Source organism: Amycolatopsis sp. WQ 127309 (genome assembly GCF_023023025.1).
Classification (GTDB): domain Bacteria; phylum Actinomycetota; class Actinomycetes; order Mycobacteriales; family Pseudonocardiaceae; genus Amycolatopsis.
Genome location: NZ_CP095481.1, coordinates 2,653,781 through 2,672,983, shown reverse-complemented (window position 1 = coordinate 2,672,983; position 19,203 = coordinate 2,653,781). Strand labels below are relative to the sequence as shown.

General features: G+C 72.8%; 9 protein-coding genes. 3 read left to right on the top strand and 6 right to left on the bottom strand.

Features of this window, described 5'->3' with window-relative positions:
• The 3 genes from MUY22_RS12185 (at window position 1) to MUY22_RS12175 (ending at window position 3,744) form a co-directional block, all read left to right on the top strand.
• Window positions 1-1,443: a CCA tRNA nucleotidyltransferase gene (locus MUY22_RS12185; RefSeq protein ID WP_247059620.1), complete on the top strand. Its 1,443-nt coding sequence runs from the start codon at window positions 1-3 to the stop codon at window positions 1,441-1,443.
• Window positions 1,444-1,544: 101 nt separating this feature from the next.
• On the top strand, window positions 1,545-2,879 hold the full coding sequence (locus tag MUY22_RS12180; protein ID WP_247059618.1) for a sensor histidine kinase: 1,335 nt from the start codon (window positions 1,545-1,547) through the stop codon (window positions 2,877-2,879).
• A gap of 13 nt (window positions 2,880-2,892) precedes the next feature.
• On the top strand, window positions 2,893-3,744 hold the full coding sequence (locus MUY22_RS12175) for a class I SAM-dependent methyltransferase (RefSeq protein WP_247059616.1): 852 nt from the start codon (window positions 2,893-2,895) through the stop codon (window positions 3,742-3,744).
• A gap of 14 nt (window positions 3,745-3,758) precedes the next feature.
• On the opposite strand, the gene MUY22_RS12170 is transcribed toward MUY22_RS12175, so the two are convergent.
• The 6 genes from MUY22_RS12170 to MUY22_RS12145 are packed head-to-tail and all read right to left on the bottom strand — an operon-like array spanning window position 3,759 to window position 17,623.
• On the bottom strand, window positions 3,759-5,666 hold the full coding sequence (locus tag MUY22_RS12170; protein ID WP_247059614.1) for a TNT domain-containing protein: 1,908 nt from the start codon (window positions 5,664-5,666) through the stop codon (window positions 3,759-3,761).
• A gap of 36 nt (window positions 5,667-5,702) precedes the next feature.
• The gene (locus tag MUY22_RS12165) at window positions 5,703-8,609 is read right to left on the bottom strand and encodes an ADP-ribosylglycohydrolase family protein (protein WP_247059612.1); all 2,907 of its coding nucleotides are present in this window, start codon (window positions 8,607-8,609) and stop codon (window positions 5,703-5,705) included.
• 16 nt (window positions 8,610-8,625) lie between these two features.
• Window positions 8,626-10,866, bottom strand: a complete 2,241-nt coding sequence (locus MUY22_RS12160; protein WP_247059610.1) for an ADP-ribosylglycohydrolase family protein — start codon at window positions 10,864-10,866, stop codon at window positions 8,626-8,628.
• Entirely contained in the window at window positions 10,867-12,270 is a 1,404-nt protein-coding gene (locus MUY22_RS12155; RefSeq protein ID WP_247059608.1) for a TNT domain-containing protein, read from the bottom strand.
• Window positions 12,267-12,713, bottom strand: coding sequence for a hypothetical protein (locus tag MUY22_RS12150; RefSeq protein WP_247059606.1), 447 nt, complete (start codon window positions 12,711-12,713; stop codon window positions 12,267-12,269). The genes MUY22_RS12155 and MUY22_RS12150 overlap by 4 nt, the downstream gene beginning before the upstream one ends.
• A complete protein-coding gene (locus tag MUY22_RS12145; protein WP_247059605.1) occupies window positions 12,713-17,623 on the bottom strand; it encodes a toxin glutamine deamidase domain-containing protein in 4,911 nt (1,636 codons plus the stop codon). The genes MUY22_RS12150 and MUY22_RS12145 overlap by 1 nt, the downstream gene beginning before the upstream one ends.
• Between the last annotated feature and the right edge of the window lie 1,580 nt (window positions 17,624-19,203).

Below are 19,203 nucleotides of genomic sequence, written 5' to 3'. Positions count from 1 at the left end.
GTGAACGACGTGGTCGCCAAGCAGAACGCGGTGGTGGAGCGGATGCAGGTCCCTCCCCTGGCGGAAGAGCTGGCGGAAAGGTTCGCCAGGGCCGGTCACCGCCTGTACCTCGTCGGCGGCAGCGTGCGCGACATGCTGCTCGACCGGCGGTCCGGTGATCTCGACTTCACGACGGACGCGCGGCCGGACCGCGTGCTCAAGATCGTCAGCGACTGGGGCGACGCCGTCTGGGACGTCGGGATCGCCTTCGGCACGGTCGGCGTGACGAAGAAGGGCATGCAGCTCGAGATCACGACGTTCCGCGCGGACACCTACGACCGCGTCGGCCGCAACCCCGAGGTCACCTTCGGCGACACCATCGAGGGCGACCTCCTGCGCCGTGACTTCACGGTGAACGCGATGGCCATCGAGCTGGCGGCCAAGACGTTCATCGACCCGCACGACGGCCTGCACGCGCTGGCCGAGCGGGTGCTCGACACGCCCGCGACGCCGCAGGAGTCGTTCGCCGACGACCCGCTGCGGATGCTGCGAGCCGCCCGCTTCGCCGCCCAGCTCGGCTTCACCGCCGCGCCGCGGGTGGTCGACGCGATGACGTCGATGGCCGAGGAGATCGACCGGATCACCGCCGAGCGGGTGCAGGCCGAGCTGGCGAAGTTGCTGCTGGCGGCCGACCCGCAACCGGGCCTGGAGCTGCTGGTCGACACCGGGCTGGCCGAGCGGGTGCTGCCCGAGGTGCCCGGGATGCGGCTGGCGATCGACGAGCACCACCAGCACAAGGACGTCTACCAGCACTCGCTGACCGTGCTGGCCCAGGCGATCGACCTGGAGTCCTCGCACGAACCGACGTCGGAGCCGGACCTGATCCTGCGGCTGGCGGCGCTGCTGCACGACGTCGGCAAGCCGGCGACGCGGGAGTTCCAGGCCGGCGGCGGCGTGAGCTTCCACCACCACGAGGTGGTCGGCGCGCGGATGGCCCGCAAACGTTTGCGGGCGCTGAAGTTCTCCAAGGAGATCATCGACGACGTCTCCCAGCTCGTGTTCCTCCACCTGCGGTTCCACGGCTACGGCAAGGGCGAGTGGACGGACTCGGCGGTCCGCCGGTACGTCACCGACGCCGGCCCGCTGCTGAGCCGGCTGCACAAGCTCGTCCGCGCCGACTGCACCACGCGCAACCGCAAGAAGGCGGCCGCGCTGCAGGCGACCTACGACGACCTCGAGGCCCGGATCACCGCGCTCAAGGCCAAGGAGGACCTCGACCGCGTGCGGCCGGACCTCAACGGCGAGCAGATCATGGAACTGCTCGGCCTCCGGCCGGGGCCGGACGTCGGCAAGGCGTGGAAGTTCCTCAAGGAGCTGCGGCTGGACCGCGGACCGCTGGAGCACGACGACGCCGTGGCGGAGTTGAAGAAGTGGGCGCAGGCAGAGGGAATCGGAAACGCCTGACCAATTCACGATGAATTCCGTGGAACGCTGGACCTCGCGGCCACGGATTGGGGATACTCCGGACCTCGGCTCACCGATGTGACCAGGGAGTTGTCTGCGCGATGTCCACTGAAGCGCCCGACTCGCCGAAAGCGGTGGGCGGCGGGAGCTTCTTCGTGGCGCTCCTGCGGCAGGGCGCGCCGGCCATCGCGACGGCCACCAGCGAGCTGTCGGAGGAGATCGGCGACCCGACCCCGATCCACGCGCTGAAGCGGATCTCGAAGATGGCCGGGCCGATCGACCCGGCCCAGCGCGACGGCCTGCTGCTGCGCGCCACCCGGTACGTCGTGCTCATCCCGCTCGCGTACCGGCTGCTCGCCGTGCCGGGCCAGTTCGGCGTCCACGTCATCGAGCACGGGACGACCGGGTTGCTGCCGGTCGGTGTGTTCACGCTGCTCTCGGTCGTGCTGAACGTCGTCGGCTTCCGCTGGATGCTCCGCTCGGCGCCCTTCCACGGCCGCGACGCGGGCAAGCTGCTCGCCGTCGACATCGCGTTCACCGTGCTTTCGCCGCTGGTCCTCGCGCTGACCGTGCCGCGGGAGGCGTACTTCGACGCGCTCGCGGTCAGCAGCGTCCACCTCTTCGGCGAGGCCGGGCTGCTGACGCTCGCCCTCGGCGTCCCGGCCGGCCTGGTCTTCGCGCTGATCAGCTTCCCGCTGCGGATGCTGGCCAACTGGCTCAACACCGGCCAGTTCCACGTCGACGCCGCGTTCTCGACGTACTCCGCGCTGCTCGCGCTGATGTTCCTGGCCACCGCCGGGCTGGTGCTCACCGGGCTCGGCACCCGGCTGGCGCTGGCCTACGGCACCCGCAACGGCCGGCTCGCCGAGCGCGCCCAGCAGCACCGGATGCTGCACGACACCGTGCTGCAGACCCTCGAGGCGATGGCGCTGTCCGGCACCACGAACCCGCAGGAGCGGCTGGTCGAGATCCAGCGGCTCGCCCGGGCGCAGGCGATGGAGATCCGCCAGGAGATCGAGTCGGCGGCGTCGGAACGCGCCGAGGCCGGCGCGCGGCCACTCGGCGAGAAGCTCGCCACGCTGGCCGCCGAGATGGCGCGCGACGGGCTGCGCGCCCAGCTCGTGGTGGCCGAGCTGGACGACGACACGCTGTCGGAGGTCCGGCAGATCGCCATCCGCGACGCCGTCCGCGAGGCCCTGCGGAACACGATGAAGCACTCCGGCACCGACCGGGTCGTCGTGCGCGTCGAGGCGCGCGACGGCGGGATCGCGGTCATCACCCGCGACCACGGCACCGGCTTCAGCCCGGCCGACCGCCCAGCCGGCTTCGGTATCAGCGAGTCGATCACCGCGCGGCTGGCCGAGGTCGGCGGGACGTCCTTGGTGGAATCCAGCCCCGGCGGGGGCACTCGGGTGACGCTCTGGGTCCCCTTCTGATATCTCCTGAACCATGACCTCGATCGAGCTGCTCGCCGACGCCCTCGCCGCCTACCGCGCCGGTGACCGCGAGCGGGCCACCGACCTCGCCGGCCAAGCCGGCCGCGACGGCTCCTCACTGGCCGACGAGCTGCGGACCCACCTCGCCGGCGACGGCTCCGCGCCGGTGTACGACGCGCCGAGCGCGTTCACGGCGTTCATCCGCGGCGGCGGCAACGTGGGCCTCTACCGGGCGCTGAGCGCCGCGCTCGCGGCCCGCTACGACACCGGGAAGCCGGAGTCGCTGCTCGACCTCGGCTGTGGTGACGGCCTGGCCGTCGTGCCCGCGCTGGAGCAGGCGACGCACGTGCCGAGCCGGATCGACCTGGTCGAGCCGTCGGCCGCGCTGCTCGAAGGCGTCCACGAACGGGTGCCCGCGGCCCAGTGCTGGCAGTCGACCGCGCAGGAGTTCCTGGCCCGCGACGACCTCGGCTGGGACTTCGTCCAGTCGACGTTCGCGCTGCAGTCCATCGAGCCGGAGCAGCGCGCGGAGGTGCTCCGCGCGATCCAGCTGCGCGCCGGGACGCTCGTGCTCGCCGAGTTCGACGTCCCGGAGTTCACCGAAGGATCGCCGGAGCACCTGCGCTCGCTCGTCGAGCGCTACGAGCGTGGCGTCGCGGAGTACGGCGAAGACGCTTCGCTCGTCGCGCAGGGTTTCCTGCTGCCGGTGCTGCTCGGCCTGGTCGCCGGGCCGGAGCGGACGAACTGGGAGCACCCGGCCGCGGCCTGGGTCGAGCAGCTGAAGACGGCGGGCTTCACCGACGTCGGCGTCGAACCGCTCGCCGACTACTGGTGGTCGCCCGCCGTCCTGATCACGGCTTCCTGATCAAACGCTGCTGATCACACCCGGCTCAGGGAGCCCGTCTCGAGGTGCTGGGCGATCGGCCGCGGCAGCAGGTACGCGACCGCACCGCCCGGCATCCCGCTCCACGGCGCGGTGACGCCGGTCAGCACCCGGGTGGACCGCAGCACCCGGTACTGCCGCTTCTCCCGCTCGCGCTCGAACGCCAGCGACGTCTCGACGAACCGCGTCGCGTCGGCGTGCACCAGGTTGCCGGTCTCGTTGCCGAACCGGACGACCTGCGTGCCCGGCGGCAGGACGATCAGGCGCTTGCCGCGGTAGAAGTTCAACGGCGGTTCGCCGCGCATCGGCAGGATCGGCCAGTCGGCGGGCTGGTCGGACTCCTCGGCCGGGCGCGCCGGCAGCATCAGCAGCACGCCGAGCAGGAACCGGGCCGCGTCACCGAGCGAGGTGAACGCCACCGGCTCGTCGGCGGGCGGCCGGGAGACCTCCCAGCCGTTCTCGGCCCGCCGGAGCGTCCAGACGCCCTCGGCCGGCACCTCGTTCGCGCCGATCCGGTAGGTCGCGGCCGGCACGCCGTGCTCGGCGAGCCGCTGCTGGAGCAGCTCCAGTGTCTCGGCGCCCTTCAGGTTCCGCACCTGCTCGCCCTGGGCGACGCGGGTCAGCGCGCGGTCGTCGGGCAGGTCGGCGGCCGTCTGCGGCGGCCGCGGGTGCCCGGCGACCTCCGCCTCCGCCGTCGCCCGGACGAGCTCGCCGACGAACGGCGGCCGGAACCCGGCCGCCCGGACGTGCTCGACCAGCTCCGGCTCCGGCGGCACCCCGTACTTGCGCAGGTAGTGCGGCACGGCGGCGGGCCAGATCCAGGTGCCGTCGGTGTGGAACGCGTTCGGCACCTCCGGCTTCGCGCCCGGCACCCCGAAGATGTCCGGCAGCGGCGTCGGCCGGTGCAGCGCGACCGGCGCCCGGAACAGGTAGTCGAGCACCCCGCGGACCTGGTCCGGCGGCACCGGCGGCCGGTTGACGACCGGGCGTTCGCCCTCGGCGTGCGAGTCGGCCGCCCTGGCGAGCCGGAAGGTCAGGTCGAGCGGGAGCCCGGCGCGCGCGGTGAGCCACGACGGCAGGTGCTTCGCCGACCGCGGGAACGTCGCCAGCTCCAGCTCGTAGGCCGCGGTCGACGGCCGGCCGCCGTCGTTCGGCGGGACCCGCCACTCCGGCTCGCGGTCGGCGTCGAAGTCGAAGTCGAACTGCGAGGCCGAGTCCAGCGTGAACGTCCCCTGGAACCACGTCCCGGACTCGGGCTGGTACATCGACGCGCGCAGCCGCGCGAAGAGCCCGCCGAGCCGCGGGACGGCGGGCAGCGAGACCGAAACCGGGCCGTCCTCGTCGCCGACCGCGCGCAGCTCGATCTCGGCGTAGTCGCCGACCTGCCGGAACTGCGCGCCGACACGCGCCCAGCCGCCCGGCACCGTGTGCAGCAGCGTCCGCCCGATGGCCCGCAGCAGCGCGTTCTGGTCGCCGTCGCCCGGCTTCGGGCGCGCGTCCGGCGCTTCGGTGAAGTCCTGCCGCGCCTGCCAGATCGACTGGACGCGCTTCGCCGGCACGGTCACCGAGAAGTCGGTCAAGCCCAGCTGGGCCGCGCGCGCGGCGTCGTCGCGGACCCAGCGCAGCGTCAGCTCGGGCCGCTCGCCCGGAGCGACCTCGAAGACCTCGTCGTCGTACTCGCAGAAGGTGCGCAGCGTGAACGTCGACGGCACCTCGCTCGCCGGCACCACCCGCGCCGGACGGCCGTCCTGCTCCTTGTCGAAGCCGTCGGGTGCTTCGTCGTCCGGCAGCACGGACAGCAGCACCGTGCCGTCCGTGGTGGAGCGTTGCGCGCGGAAGGTCCCCTCACCCCACGCGGCGTACAGGCCGTCCGGGCGTTCGGCGACCTCGACCCGGTAACGCACGTTTCGTCCTCCCCTGACCCCAGTGACACCGGAAACCTAGTCGAGCGGGTACCGAGCGAACCACCGGTCTTCGTCCGGCGCATCCGCGCCGAACTCGGTGAGCGCGTCGTCCGCCAGCTCGACGATGACATCGCGCAGCTCGAGCTGGTCGAGCCAGCTCCGCCGCAGTGCTTGCTCGCCGTACATCGCGCCGACGAGGTTGCCGCAGACCGAACCGGTCGAATCGCTGTCCCCGCTGTGGTTGACGGACGCGAGCAGCGCCGTGTCGGCGTCCGTCGTGGTCAGCGCGACGTAGACGGACATCGACAGCGCCGTCTCACCGACGTTGCCCTGCCCGAGCGACTCCACCTTCTCCGGCGTCGGCGGCCCCTGCTCCGCCAACGCCAGCGCGGCGTCCAGCGCCGCGCTCTGCTCCTCGTGCGCCGGGTGCTTCACCAGCTCGGCCCGCGCGGTCGCGACGGCGTCGAGGAGTGCCCTTCCGTGCAGCAGTTCGTGCACGATGACCGCGAAGCAGCCCGACGACAAGTACCCGCTCGGGTGACCGTGGGTCAGCGCCGCGCTCTCCGCGCCGAGCCGGAACACCTCGGCGAGGTCGTCCGACCAGAGCGCGATCGGCGCCGCGCGCATCACCCCGCCGCAGCCCTTCGAGTTGTTCACCGGCCGGTCCACGGTGCCGCGGACGCCGGAGCGGCCGTACGCCTCCAGCTCGCCGAAGCACGTCAGCCCCGGCGCGCGGCGGCTGAACAGCTCCTGGTGCGTGACGAGCCAGCCGTCCGGCGCCTCGACGTCGGACCGCGGCCCGCGCGCCCGGTCCCACGCGACGCCCTGGGTGTGCAGCCAGCGCTGGTAGGCCAGCTGCAGCGAGTGCACGACGTCGGCGGAGCCGGTGTGCCGCCGCTGGGCGTGCGCGCGGATCAGCGCTTCGAGCGTGAACAGCGTCATCTGCGTGTCGTCGGTGATTCGGCCGACGCCGCCGTACGCCGGGATGAAGTCGGTGATCCCGGCCGGCCCGGCGATCTCGCGGATCCGGTCGATCGAGTCGAACTCCGTCTTCGCGCCGAGTGCGTCGCCGATCGCGCCGGCCAGCAGGCTGCCGCGCAGCCGTGCGCGCAGGTCCGGTCCCGCCGCGGCCGGCGGGGGTTTCGGGGCGAACCGGCCGCTCGGGTACCGGCGCTCCCACCGCGCGTGCTCGGCCGTCTCCGTCTGGAGGCCGTTGCGGTTGAAGTACCAGAAGACGTCGCTCGCGACGTCGTCGAGCAGCCCGAGGTCGGGCAGCGCCGCCACCCACGCGGCGGGCAGGCCGGGCACGCCGAGCCGGGCGCCGACCATGGCGCCGGCCAGTGCCCCGGCGACCGGGCCGGATCGCGCGGCGAGCGTGATCGCCGCTTCCGGGTCGTAGCCGCGCTTGGCCGCGGCGAACAGCGCGCGGCCCAGCACCGACCGGACGCTCCGGCCGTCGCCGATGCTGTCCAGCTGCGTGACGTCGTCGGCGTCGCGGTCCTCGCGCAGGGCCAGCGTCGACGTCGCCAGCTCGCCGCCCAGCTCCCGCAGCCGCAGGTGCACCGGCAGCGCGAACTCCTCCCGCGTGAGCAGCGCCTGGAACAGGGCCACCAGCAGCTCGACGCCTTCGGTGACCTCCGGCCCGGCCGCACTGCCGGTCAGCTCGCGGGCGACGTCCTTCGCGTACTGCTCGCCGTCGACGTCCGCCAGCGCCACCGCGCCGGCCGGCGTCGCGGCCAGCGCCGTGGCCAGCAGCGCGGAGAACTCCGCGGGCGCGGGGCCCGCGTGCCGGGTCGCGACGGCCAGCCAGCCGACCGGGTCCGGCTCGGGCAGCGTCGCCGGCACCTCGCCGGTGGGCACGGGCGGCAGGCCGCGCAGCACGGCGTCGGTGTGGAACAGCAGGTGCCGTGTCAGGCCGCCCAGCTCCAGCCGGCCGGCGTCGGCACCGCCGCCGAGCGCGTCACCGATCGCGAACCCGACGTACGCGCCGACGATCCGGTGCCACGCGAAGCGCCCGGCGAGCGTGCCCGTGGCGAAGAACTTGCCGGACGTCCACGGCACCGGCCGCGGGCCGGCGTCCTCGCCGACGTGCGCGATCAGCCCGTTCGCGCCCAGGTCGGCCGGCCACTGCGGGTCCTGGCCCGCCCGGCGCCGGACGCCGTTGCGGTGCTGCCAGGCGAACCCGCGCAGGTACCGGACGCACTCCGCCGGCGTCAGCTCGACGCGGTGGTCGCGGGCCTGGTCTACGGCGTAACGCAGGTGGCGGGTCAGCAGGTCCGGTGGCTCGATGCCGAACTCCCCGGCCAGCGCGGCCAGCGCCTCGGCGACCTCCGGCCCGGCTTCGGGCGCCGGCTCGTCGAGCCACGGCCGGGGGGCGGTGTCGTGCCCGGCGTCCGCCAGCTCGGCCGCGGCCAGGCTGCGGACGAGCCCGGTGCCCGGGTCGAGCGTCAGGCCGGTCCCCGGCTGGTACCGCAGCAGCTCGCGCACGACCACCCGCCACCGCTGGGGGTAGCGGCCGGGCACCTTCGCCGACGAGCTGAAGGCGATGACTTCGTGGCCCGAGGCGCCGGGCACCGGCCGCAGCAGCGGCTCGCCGTCCGGCGTCGGCACGAGCACTTCGGTGTCGAGCAGCGCCTGCGCGAACTCGGCGCGGCTGATCCAGTTCGCGCCCAGGTAGTTCAGCAGCTTCTCGGCGTCGGTCGTCGGCTTCGGGAAGCCACGCCAGACCGGCCCCGGGGTGTACCCGTCGTTGTCGCGGCGCGGCCCTGTCGGCTCCCCGAACAGCGTGTACTGCGCCCAGCCGCGGATCGCGCGCACGGGGATGCCGAGGCCGGGGAACGCCGCTTCGTCGAACTCCGGGTCGACGTCCGGGCGCCACTCGACGAAGCCGTCGTCGACCGCCGCGGCCGCGCCGGGACGCGCGACAGCTTCCTCTTCGCTCATTCTCCCCATCCTCGCGCTAATGCCGCGGGTACCGCTCGATCCACCGGTCGCCGAGCGCGCTCAGCGCCGAGTGCCGGTCGAAGTGCCAGTAGGCGTCCGAAGCCACGTTCTCGACCAGGTAGCGCAGCTCCAGCTGGTCGACCCACTTCTGCGGCAGCCCGGGGATGCCGGTCCGCGCGCCGAGCAGGGCGCCGGCGATCGCGCCGGTGAGCGCGCTGCGGCCGGAGTGGTTGACCGCGCGCAGCAGCGCCTGCTCCGGGTAGTTCTCGAAGCCGGACAACGCCGCGAAAGCGCGTCCGAGCACCGAGAGCGTGCTCTTCCCGTCGCCGATCAGCTCCGGCATCCGCAGGTCGGGCAGGCCGTGCTCACCGAAGAACGGCACCGACTCGGCGACCATCTCCTTGATCTCGGTCCACTCCGGACCCTGCTGGAACTGGTTGTCCGGGTTGAGGATCTCCCGGCCGAGGTTCCAGATCGGGAAGCTGAACGCGTCCTTGGTCAGCGCCTGCTCGAACAGCCAGGTCAGGTACGTCGCGGCGGCCAGGTCGGGCTCGCCGGGGTGGGTGACGCCGGCCATCGCGCGCACGGCCTGGCGCGCGCCGCCGCTGAACCCGCTGCCGGGACCGGCCATGGTGAGCGCGGCGGGCAACGCGGGCAGCAGCGCGGCCGCGCCGGACAACGGTGTGCCCCCGGCCCCGGTGGCGAGCTGGTGGTAGGCGTTGAGCTCGGCGTCGTCGGCGTCGCGGCGGGCGTGCAGGTCGGTGACCTGCACGAGCCAGCCGTCCGGGTGGTCCAGCGGCGCGCCCTGCGTCTTCAGCCAGCGCTGCAGTGCGCCGCGGGTGACGTCGGGGAGCAGCTGCTCGGCCTCGCGGGACTCCGGCTGCTCGCGGTGCGGGCTGCGGATCACGGCCTCGGTGTAGAACAGCAGCCGCTGCGTCAGCGAGCCGATCCGGCCCGGCTGGTCGAACGCCGGGAGCAGGTCGGAGACGCCCTCGATGCCGTACTTCGCGTGGATGTCGTGGAGCGGCATCCGGTCGACCGCGGCGCCGAGCGCCTCGCCGAGTGCGAAGCCGACGAACGCGCCGGTGACGCGCTGCCAGCCGTAGCGGAACCCGTCGAGGTCCCGCTCGAAGTACTTGCCGAACGTGTCCAGCCGCGGCACCGGGCGCCCGTCGTTGTCGTACGTCGGCGCCAAGCCGTTCGCGCGCAGGTCGTTGGGCTTGCTGCGCGGCGGCTCGGGCATGGTCATCCGCTTCAGCCACGACTCGCCGAGCACGGTCTTCGCGCACTCCTCGGCGGTGAGCTCGTAGCCGCGCTTGCGGGCCCGCTCGGCCGCGGCGAGCGGCGGCTTGACCGGCGCCGGCAGCGCCATCCGCGACGCGGTGTCGGCGGCGACGCGGATCAGGTCCTCCTCGGCCTCCGGGCAGCGGCCGTGGACGTCGATGCGCGGCTCGTGCCGCGGGAACCGCTTGACGATCTGGGCCAGCTCGTTGCTGGAGACGTCCTCGATGGTCGTCGGGCCGCCGTTGATCACCAGGTTCGGCGGGTGCTCGAACTCGGCCAGCGTGGCGACGTCGACCCGCCACCAGCCGTGCTCGCGCGGGGGCAGGTGCCGCGTCGAGCTGAAGACCTTGAGCTCGTTGCGCTCCTCGGCAAAGTAGAACCGGTCCGTCTTGCCCGTCTCCAGGTCGAGCGGCACGAACACCTCGCACCGGATCAGCCCGATGAGCAGCAGCTCCCGCGTCAGCCAGCCGACGCTGGCGAACGACAGCAGCGTCTCGAGCGTGTTCTCCGGCTTCGGGTAGCCACGGCGGATGGGCCCGGCCTTGTACTCCGGGTTCTCGCGCTCTTCGCCGGTCTGGTTGCCGTCGGCGTCGACCTTCACCCAGCCGGCGACGGCCTGCAGCGGCACGCCCAGCTCGCCGAGCCCGGCCTTCACGTACTCGGGGTCGACGACCTCGCGCCAGTTCTCCTGCCCGGGGAACGCCACCGGGACCGAGAGCCCGCCGGGGTGCGGGTGCGCCTGGCGCAGCTCGCCGTCCGGCTCGCGGACCACCACCGACGGCGGCGGGAAGATCTCCTTGTCCGGCCGGCCCTCGTCGAGGAACGCGATCGTGTTGTAGGGCACCGACCAGCCTTCGGGGATGCGCAGCACCTTCTCGGTGTCCACCCGCAGCCCGGCGGGACCGGAGACGTCCGGGCCGTGCACCGCGCGCAGCCACTGGCCGACCTTGGCAATCGCTTCCGCCGCTTCCACCTACTCGATCCTCTCCAGGCTTCCGTCGGACTCGTGCTCGGCGATCGTCTTCGGCAGCACGTAGGCCACCGCGCCTCCCGGCAGGTTCGCCCACGGCACCGTGATGCCGGTGATCACGTGCACGGGGCGTCTCAGCCGGTAACTTCGCTGCACCCGTTCGCGTTCGAGTGGCAGCGACGTCGTGGCGAACCGTACCTCCCCGTGGTGAACGAGGTTGCCGGGTTCCTCGCCGAAGCGCAGCACGACCGTACCCGCCACCAGCCGGGTGATGCGCTTGTTGCGGAGCAGGGTGAGGGGAGGCTCACCCGGGGCCGGGTGCACCGGCCAGTCGGCCAGCTCCCGAGCCGTTTCCAACGGTGTTTCGTGGCCGGCCGTCATCCGGGCGGGGTGCAGCAGCAACGCGCCCAGGAGCTGCTGCGCGGCGTCCTCGAGCCGGCCGAAGTGCTTCGGCTCGCGAGGTGCGCCGTCGACGTACGCCGCGACCTCCCAGCCGTCCGGCGTGTAGTTGAGGCACCACGTGCCGTCCGCGCGGTCGCCGACGCGGTACGCCTCGGGCCACACCCCGTGCTCACCGAGCCGTTGCACCAGGACGGTCAGCAGCTCTTCGTCGTCCAGCGACGGGTCCGGCGTGGTCTCCAGCGCCGCGACGACGTCACCGCCGGTCGGTTTGCCGTCGGTGCGCCCCGGTTTCGGCCGCGGCTTCCCCAGCAGGTCCGCCTCGGCGGTCCGCCGGACCAGCGGCTCGACGTACGGCGGCTGGAAGTGGTGCCGCCGGATGTGCGCGACCAGGTCCGGTTCGGGCGGCAGGCCGAACTCGGCGAGCAGCCGCGGCACGGCCGCGGACCAGATCCAGGTGCCGTCGGTGTGGAAACCCTCGGTCACGACGGCTTCGCGCTCGAGGTACTGCAGCACGAGCGGCGCCTCGGTGTCGGTCAGCAGCGGCCGTTCGGTCTCCGGGCCCCCGACGTCGGCGATCCGGAAGACGACGCCCAGTGGTAGCTGCGCGCGGATCCGCCACCAGTCCGGGACGTGCTCGTCGGGCCGCGGGAACTCGCCGAGCTCCGCCGGGAACGCCGTCGCCTCCGGCGGGTCCGTCCACACGGGCTCGTCGTCGAGCGCGAAGTCGAAGTCGAAGGTGCCGTCGGGCGCGAGCGTGAACCGCGCCTGCAGCCAGGTCCCGCGCTCCTCGGTGTACATCCCCTGCCGCAGCCGGCCGAAGAGGTCGGCCAGCCCGTCCGGCGTCGCGGCGTTGTGCCCCTCGACCTCGACGTGCTTCCCGACCTGCCGGAAGTCCACGACGGCCGGCCGTGCGGCGTCGGCCCGGTGCTCGCGCAGGAGCTTTCCCAGCTGCACCAGGAGGGTGCGCTGCTCATCGGGCGAAAGTCGTTGTTCCACGTGAATCATTGCCTCGGGTAGCGCGGCTTGGCTTCGAACGTCGGCGCCTCACCGGCCGCACGACGGGTGGCTTCGTCTTCCCACATCTTGAAGGTCCGCTTCCAGAGTGCCTGGACCAACGCGGTCTCCTGCGGGGTCCGGCGGCGTCCTTCTCGGACAGCGACGTCGTCTATACCTTTCACGGTCTCGTAGAGCGCGAAGATCGGGCCGTCGCCCGTCAGGTACCGGCTCCGCAGCTTTTCGGTCTCCCGGACGAAGTCCTCCTCGTTCATCGGACCTTTGATGTTCGAATCGGTGGTGGCCCGCAGGACCTCACGGATGTGGCTGCCGTCCTGGACGAAGAAACCCGTCTGCAGGTCGAGGAGGGTGCCCGCCAGACCGCCGTTGGGCACCTTGTCGATCCGATAGGTCTGGGCGTAGTACCTGTAGAAAGTGGGCTCCTGGATGGCCATCAGCTGCTCCCCTCGGATGACAGTCCCTGCCGGAACGCTTCCTCGAAACGGCCTCGGACCTGTTCGGTCAACGCCGCGTCGAGAGCCGCCTCTTCCGGCGAAAGGAAGCCCTCGTGGCCGTCCTTCTTGCTGAAGGTCTCGAAGTCGCGGCGGACCTCGTACAGCGCGTGCTCGTATGACGCGACGTCGTCGATGTGCGTCAGGTGCAGCCGCAGCTCGGCCACGTGCCCGTTCGGCAGCCGGACGTTGAGCTGCAGGTCCCGGTAGCCGCTGTCCTGCGGGTTGGCCAGCCGGTCCGAGAAGTCGACGATCGTGAGTTCGGGATCGTTGCGTACCGCGTCCAGCGCGCGGTACATGTCCGCCACCTGCTCGAACTGGATCTTGGTGCCGACGAGGTCGTGCAGCAGCGAACCGTCCCAGTTGCGCTTCTCGATCTTCGCCAGAGCCCGCACGTCGTCCTTCGGTTCCGGCCGGAACCCCGCGTGGCCGTCGGTCTCACCCGCGATCCGCTCGGTGATCCGGTTCAGCGTGCCTTGGGTCTCGGGCCAGCGCGCACGTTCTTCGGCGACCCACTGCTGGCAGTACTCCGGATCGCCGATTCTGCTTTGGTCGAAGCTTTCGTGCTGCAGCTGCTCTTCCGGGGCTTCGTGGGCGATCGCCGCCACGTCGGCGGAGATCTCCGCCTGTTCCGGAGTCGGGTCGAACGGCTCGACTCCCTGGTGCTCGACGTCGTCGACCACGCTGTACCCGCGCTCGTTCACCTCGTGGACGGCGTCCTCCAGGATCGGGATCGCCTCGGGGTGCTTGAGCAGGCTGGCCAGCGTCTTCGGGTTGTCGAGCAGCGAGCGCGTCAGGTAGTCGTTGGCCGGGTCGGCGAGCATCCTGGCCAGCTCGGGGTGTTCCGGCAGGTGGGCGCGGATGTAGTCGGCGTCCGGGTGGCCGTCGAGCGCCGCGGCGACGTCGTCGCGGGCCAGGAAACCGTCTTCGGAAATGCCGTAGCCGCCGTGGGTTTCGGTGTGCACGTGCTCGGTCTGGACGTGCTCGGTGCCCGGCGTCCCGACGTGCAGCAGCTTGATGTCCTTTGGCGGGTGCGGCAGGTGCATCAGGTCGCCGGACTGCGGGTCGATGAACGCGACGCCCTCGCGGGTGTGCACGACCATCGCGACGTGCCCGTACTCGACGCCGCCGCGGCCCTCGTACTTCACCGCGACCACGGCGTGGTGGTCCACCGGCCGCTCGCGCATCTCGCGGATGACGTCGTCGTAGCTCGCGCGATCGGAGAACGTCTCGCCGAACCGGCTCTCGATGTGCTCGAGCGTGCCGCGGGTGCCCATCTCGTGCAGCGGGATCGGCTCGGCCGTCGCGTCGCCGCCGTGCAGCCGGTCCCAGTACGCCTCGGGGCCGCGGGTGCAGTTGGAGACGTAGCCGTTCTCCAGCGCGCCCGGCTCGTGGAAGCCGGGGTTGACCTCGCGCAGGTGCGGGTGGCGGTCCTGGACGTAGGCCGCGCGCTCCGCCGGCGTCGCCGCGCCGGCGTGGATGGCGGGCTCGGCGGGCGGGTTCGTCGCGCGCGCCAGCGAGGAGTAGTCCGGTTGTGGTGCTGTTTCGACGTGCGGCTCGGCCGGGCTGTCGAGGACGTCGCTGACCTTCGGCTGGTGGTGCTCCACCACCGGCTCGTTGAGCCCGCCCAGGCGTTCGGCGATCGACTCCTGCTTGCGCCGGTCGAACTCGGCCGCGTTGTGCTCGTTCTCGGCGCGCCGCTCGGCCATCCTCCGCTGCGCGGCCTCGGGGTCGAGGTAGCGCGGGTGGCCGGGCCCGATCTCCTCGGCCTCGACAACCCACTTGCGGCGGCCCTCGGGCGTGATCTCAAGCCGCTTGTCGTGCACCAGCAGCTGCGTCCCGGGCGGCGACAGCGACTCGCGCTCACCCGGGTTCTCGGCGAGCTTCGAGATGTCGCGGACGTTGTCCGACCGGACGTGCAGCTCGACGTCGTCACCGAACTTCGACGTCGACAGCTCGCCGGTCTTGATGGACGCGCTGGAGAACGCGGGCTCGACGACCACCGCACCCGGCTCGTACGGCCCGGCGACCAGCTCGGCCAGCCGCGGATCGCCGCCGACGTCAATACCGCGGACGGTCTCGCCGGACGTCCGCGGCACCTGGCCGAGGCCGTCGACGATCGCGCGGGTGTTCTCCTGCGCGAGGTCGAACCCGGGGTGGCCGGGGCCGCGGCGCAGGGCGTCGTTGACGTCGTAGGCGTACTCGCCGCGGGTGTAGCCGTGGACCGCGACGGCGCCCTCGTCGGTCAGCGGCAGTCCGGCGGCGTCCCGGCGGGCAAGCGCGCGGTCGTGGACGTCCTGGTAGACGTCGTCGTCGCCGACGGCCCGGCGGATGCTCTCGTGGTCGGCTGGGGTGGCGTGGTGCTCGCCGTCGAAGAGGTAGCTCTCGTCGTGCGGCACGCGCTCGGGCGTGGGGTTGAGCCGATCCGCGATCCCGGGCGCCGCGTCTCCGCCGCCCAGCGGCATCTCGTGGATCCCGGTGGCGTCGTGCGGCAGCTCGGCCAGACGGCCGGTGACCGGATCGGCGAAGACGACACCGTGCTCGGTGTGCACGCCGGCGACCAGGTGCGTCTCGCCGCCGGCTTCGAAGGCCACGGCCGTCCGCGCGCCGACCGGACGTTCGCCCAGGTCACGGGCGACGTCACCGAAGCCGTCCCGGCTGTGCCACTGCCCGCCGAGCTGCTCGCTGACGTGCGCGGGGCCCTGGTGCGTCCCCGGCCCGGCGACGACGTCTTCGCCGTTCATCCGCCGTTCGAAAGCGACCATCGATTCGGCGGAGTTGGTCCGGAAGCCGTGTTCGAGCGCGTCCGGGCCGTAGTGGTTGCGCGTGTTGACCGCGGCGAGCTCGGGAACGGCGTCCCGGACGAGCCGCGCGTGCTGCTGCGGGCTCTCGACGGACCCGGCGTGCAGCACGGGCGCACCACCCGGCGTGAGCGGCTCGGCGAGCCGCGACCAGCCACCGTCGGGCTCCCGCGTCGCCGGCACCCGCCGCTCGGCCGCGGGCGGCTCGGCGTCGTCCCCGCCCAGCAGCTTGAACAGGTTGCCGCTCGGCTTGAGCTCGGGGTGTTCGGCGTAGAACTTCTCGGTCTCGGCGTCGGCCTCACGCTGGAACCGCTCGTCGTCGGCCCGCTCCTGCGCCCGCCGCTCGTCGATCGCACGCTGGGCGTCGGCGTCCCCGAGGTACCGCGGATCACCGGCGGTGACCTCCTCGGCGTGCACAACCCACTGCGGCTGGTCCATGGTGCCGCCGGAGCCGTGGACGTAGTCGGGGTGCTCGGGGTGGCCAGGCCCCTTCTCGATACCCGTGATCTCGAACTGCGACCCGGCCTTGAACAGCACCTCGCGTTCGCGCCCGATGCTGGCCATGGACTCGACGTCCCGGCCGGTCTTGGAGTCGATCCGCATCTCGACCTCACCGGGGAAGATGCTCCGAGGGTGCCCGGAGTCGACCTTCGACGAGCTGAGGAAAGACGGCTCGGTGATGTGCGCACCCTCGTGGAACCGCCCGAGGAAGGCCTGGACCCGCGCAGGATCGCCCTGGAAGTCGATCCGCCGAGAGACGGTCCCGACATGCGGCGGCATCTCGTTCAGTCCAGAGACGAGCGCCCCGGCCTGCGGAGCGATGTCCGCAAGCTCCGGACTGCCGAACCGCAGAGCCCGGTTGAGCGGCCCGACCATCTCGTGCCGCGTGTAGGCGTGCACGGCGAAGGCCCCGTCGTCGGACATGCCGGGGTAGAACTCGTCGCGCTTGAGGAGCGCCTCGCGCCGGACCTGCTCGTGCCGCCACTCACCGGTCTCAGAGCTTTGCCGCCCAGAGTCGATGAAGGTGTCCTCGATCCGCCGAACCCCGGCGGGATCATCGGTGTGAAACCGCTCATCGGTCAGGTAGGGCTCATCAGCACGCCCCTGCTGCGGTCCCGGAACAGCCGAGTCGTCGCCATCACCGTGCTGTTCGGCAGGCGCCTGCTCAGCGGGGTGTTCTGCGAGCTGCTGCTCCGCGGGGTGCGCGCCAGGCGGTTGTTCAGCGGATTGTTCGGCGGGCACTTGCTCCGCGGGTGTGTGCTCGGCGGGTGCCTGCTCGGTGGGCCTTTGCTCGGAGCGTGCCTGTTCGGAGGCCGTCTGCTCAGCGGAGCGTTCGGCGGCCGGTTGCTCCGTGGGTGCGTGCTCAGCAGATGCGTGCTCGGTAGGCCCTTGCTCAGAGCGTGCCTGCTCAGCGGAGTGTTCGGTGAGCGGTCGCTCTTCGGGGTGCTTGGCGGGCGGCTGCTCGGCGGCGTGCTCGCCCGGCGGTTGCTCAGCGGGGCGTTCTGCAGCCGGCTGCTCGGCGGAATGCTCGCCAGGCGGTTGCTCCACGGGTACATGCTCGGTGGGCCCTTGCTCAGAACGTGCCTGTTCGGCAACCGCCTGCTCAGCGGCATGCGATTGCTGGCCGGAGCGCTCGGCCGGTACCTGCTCGCCCGGCCGTTCCTCGGCGGTTGCCCGCTCACCACCGGGTTGCCCGGCCGCCTGCTCAGCAGGCCGTTCAGCCGCACGGTCCTGCTCAGCAGCCGACGGTTCGGCGGGCCGCTCGGCCGCAGACCCGTGCTGCTCAGCCACGTGGTCGGAGGTGGCCGATTGCTCGTCGACGGGCTGCCGGACCGCCCGCTCGGCGGGCTCAGCCGCGTGGCCACGCGTGGCCGGCGCCGCCTCAGCGGCGTGTTCCCGGGCAGGCGCCTGTTCGACCGGTCGCTGAGGAGCGGTCGGTTCCGCCGGACGCGCGGGCTGAGCCGGTCCGGCGAACCGCTCCGTCGCCGGCGCGACGGGCGGAGCTTGGTCAGCCGGACGATGCACCGGCGGCTGCTCCGGGGCGCGATCCACCGGCCGAGGCTGCTCGAAACCCCTGGGCGGCTGGTTGTGCGGACCGCGAGGAAGGTTTTCCTGCGGCGGCCCGAAGCGCGGCGGCGGCACCACACGCGGATCATGCGACGGCATCGGCGGCCGCCCACCAGGCGGCGGTGGCGGCATCGAAGGCCGCCCACCCGGTCCCTGCAGGCCCCGCGGCTGGTTCGGATACCCCGCAGGACGCTGCCCACTCTGCGACGGCCACCCACCCGGCGGCATCCGCCGAGGATCATTCGGATGCGGCCCACCCTGCGATGGATGCCCCTGCGGAGGCAGCCCCCCATGAGACGGCGGCCCCGAACGCCCACCCTGCGCCGGCCCCCCACCCTGCGGACCCTGCGACGGCAGCCCACCTTGCCGCGGCAGCTCACCCGGTGTCGACGACCCCCCATGCGACGACCGCCCACCTTGCTGCGGCAGCCCACCCTGCGTCGACGGCCCCCCATGCAACGGCTGTCCACCCTGCGGCGGCTGCCCACTGTGCGGAGCCTGCCCGCCCTGTTGCGGCTGCCCGCCACGCGGCGCTTGCCCACTGTGCGACGGCTGTTGCCCCTGCGACGGCTGCCCGCCACCACTGTGCGGCGGCTGTCCACCGTGCGGTGCTTGCCCACCGTGCGGCGGCTGTCCACCGTGCGGTGCTTGCCCACCGTGCGGCGGCTGTCCACCTTGCTGCGCTTGCCCGCCGTGCGGCGCTTGCCCACCGTGCGGCGGCTGTCCACCTTGCTGCGCTTGCCCGCTGTGCAGACCCTGCCCGCTGTGCGGCGGCAGCCCGCTCTGCTGCGTCCGCCCGCTGTGCGAAGCCTGCTCACCGTGAGAGGGCGGCCCACCCTGGGGCGGCTGTCCACCGGGGCGGGCTTGCCCCCCGTGCTGCGCCGGTCCACCCTGCGTCGGCTGCCCACCGAGCGGTGCCTGTCCACCGTGCTGCGGCTGCCCGCCCTGTGGTGGCTGTCCACCCTGCTGGACCCGTCCAGCGTAAGGCTGTTGCCCACCACGCGGTGCCTGCCCGGTTTGTGGCGGCTGCCCCCCGTGAGTTGGTTGCCCAGTCTGCGGCGATTGCCCACCGTGAGGCGGCTGCCCACCTGGCTGCGGCTGCCCGCTGTGGGGCGGCTGGCCGCCTGGCTGCGGCTGTCCGCCGTGCGGGGCCTGCCCACCCTGGGGCGGCCGACCGCCCTGCGGCGTCGGCGCCTGACCAGCTTGACCACCCGGCGGCATCCGGCGCGGGTCCTGTGGCGGCACTCGTCGCGGCTGCTCGTGCGGGGGTTGGCCACCTCGCGAGGGCATCGGCGGCGTCGGCCCACCCGGGCGTGGACCCGGGCCACCCGCGCGTCCGCCCGGAGCACCGCCGCTCGGCATCCCGCCAGGCTGCGGCGTGAATCCGCCCGCCGGTGGGGGCGACATCTGCTGCGGCGCCCCGCCACCCTGGAACGGTGTCGGCCCCGCGTCCGCCGCTAGTGGCTGGCCCGGGCCGCCGGTGAAGCCGGCCGCGCCGACGTTGTCCGTCGGACGTCCGCCGCTCTGCCGTCCCGGTTCGGGGCCGAATCCCGGCGGGGCCATGC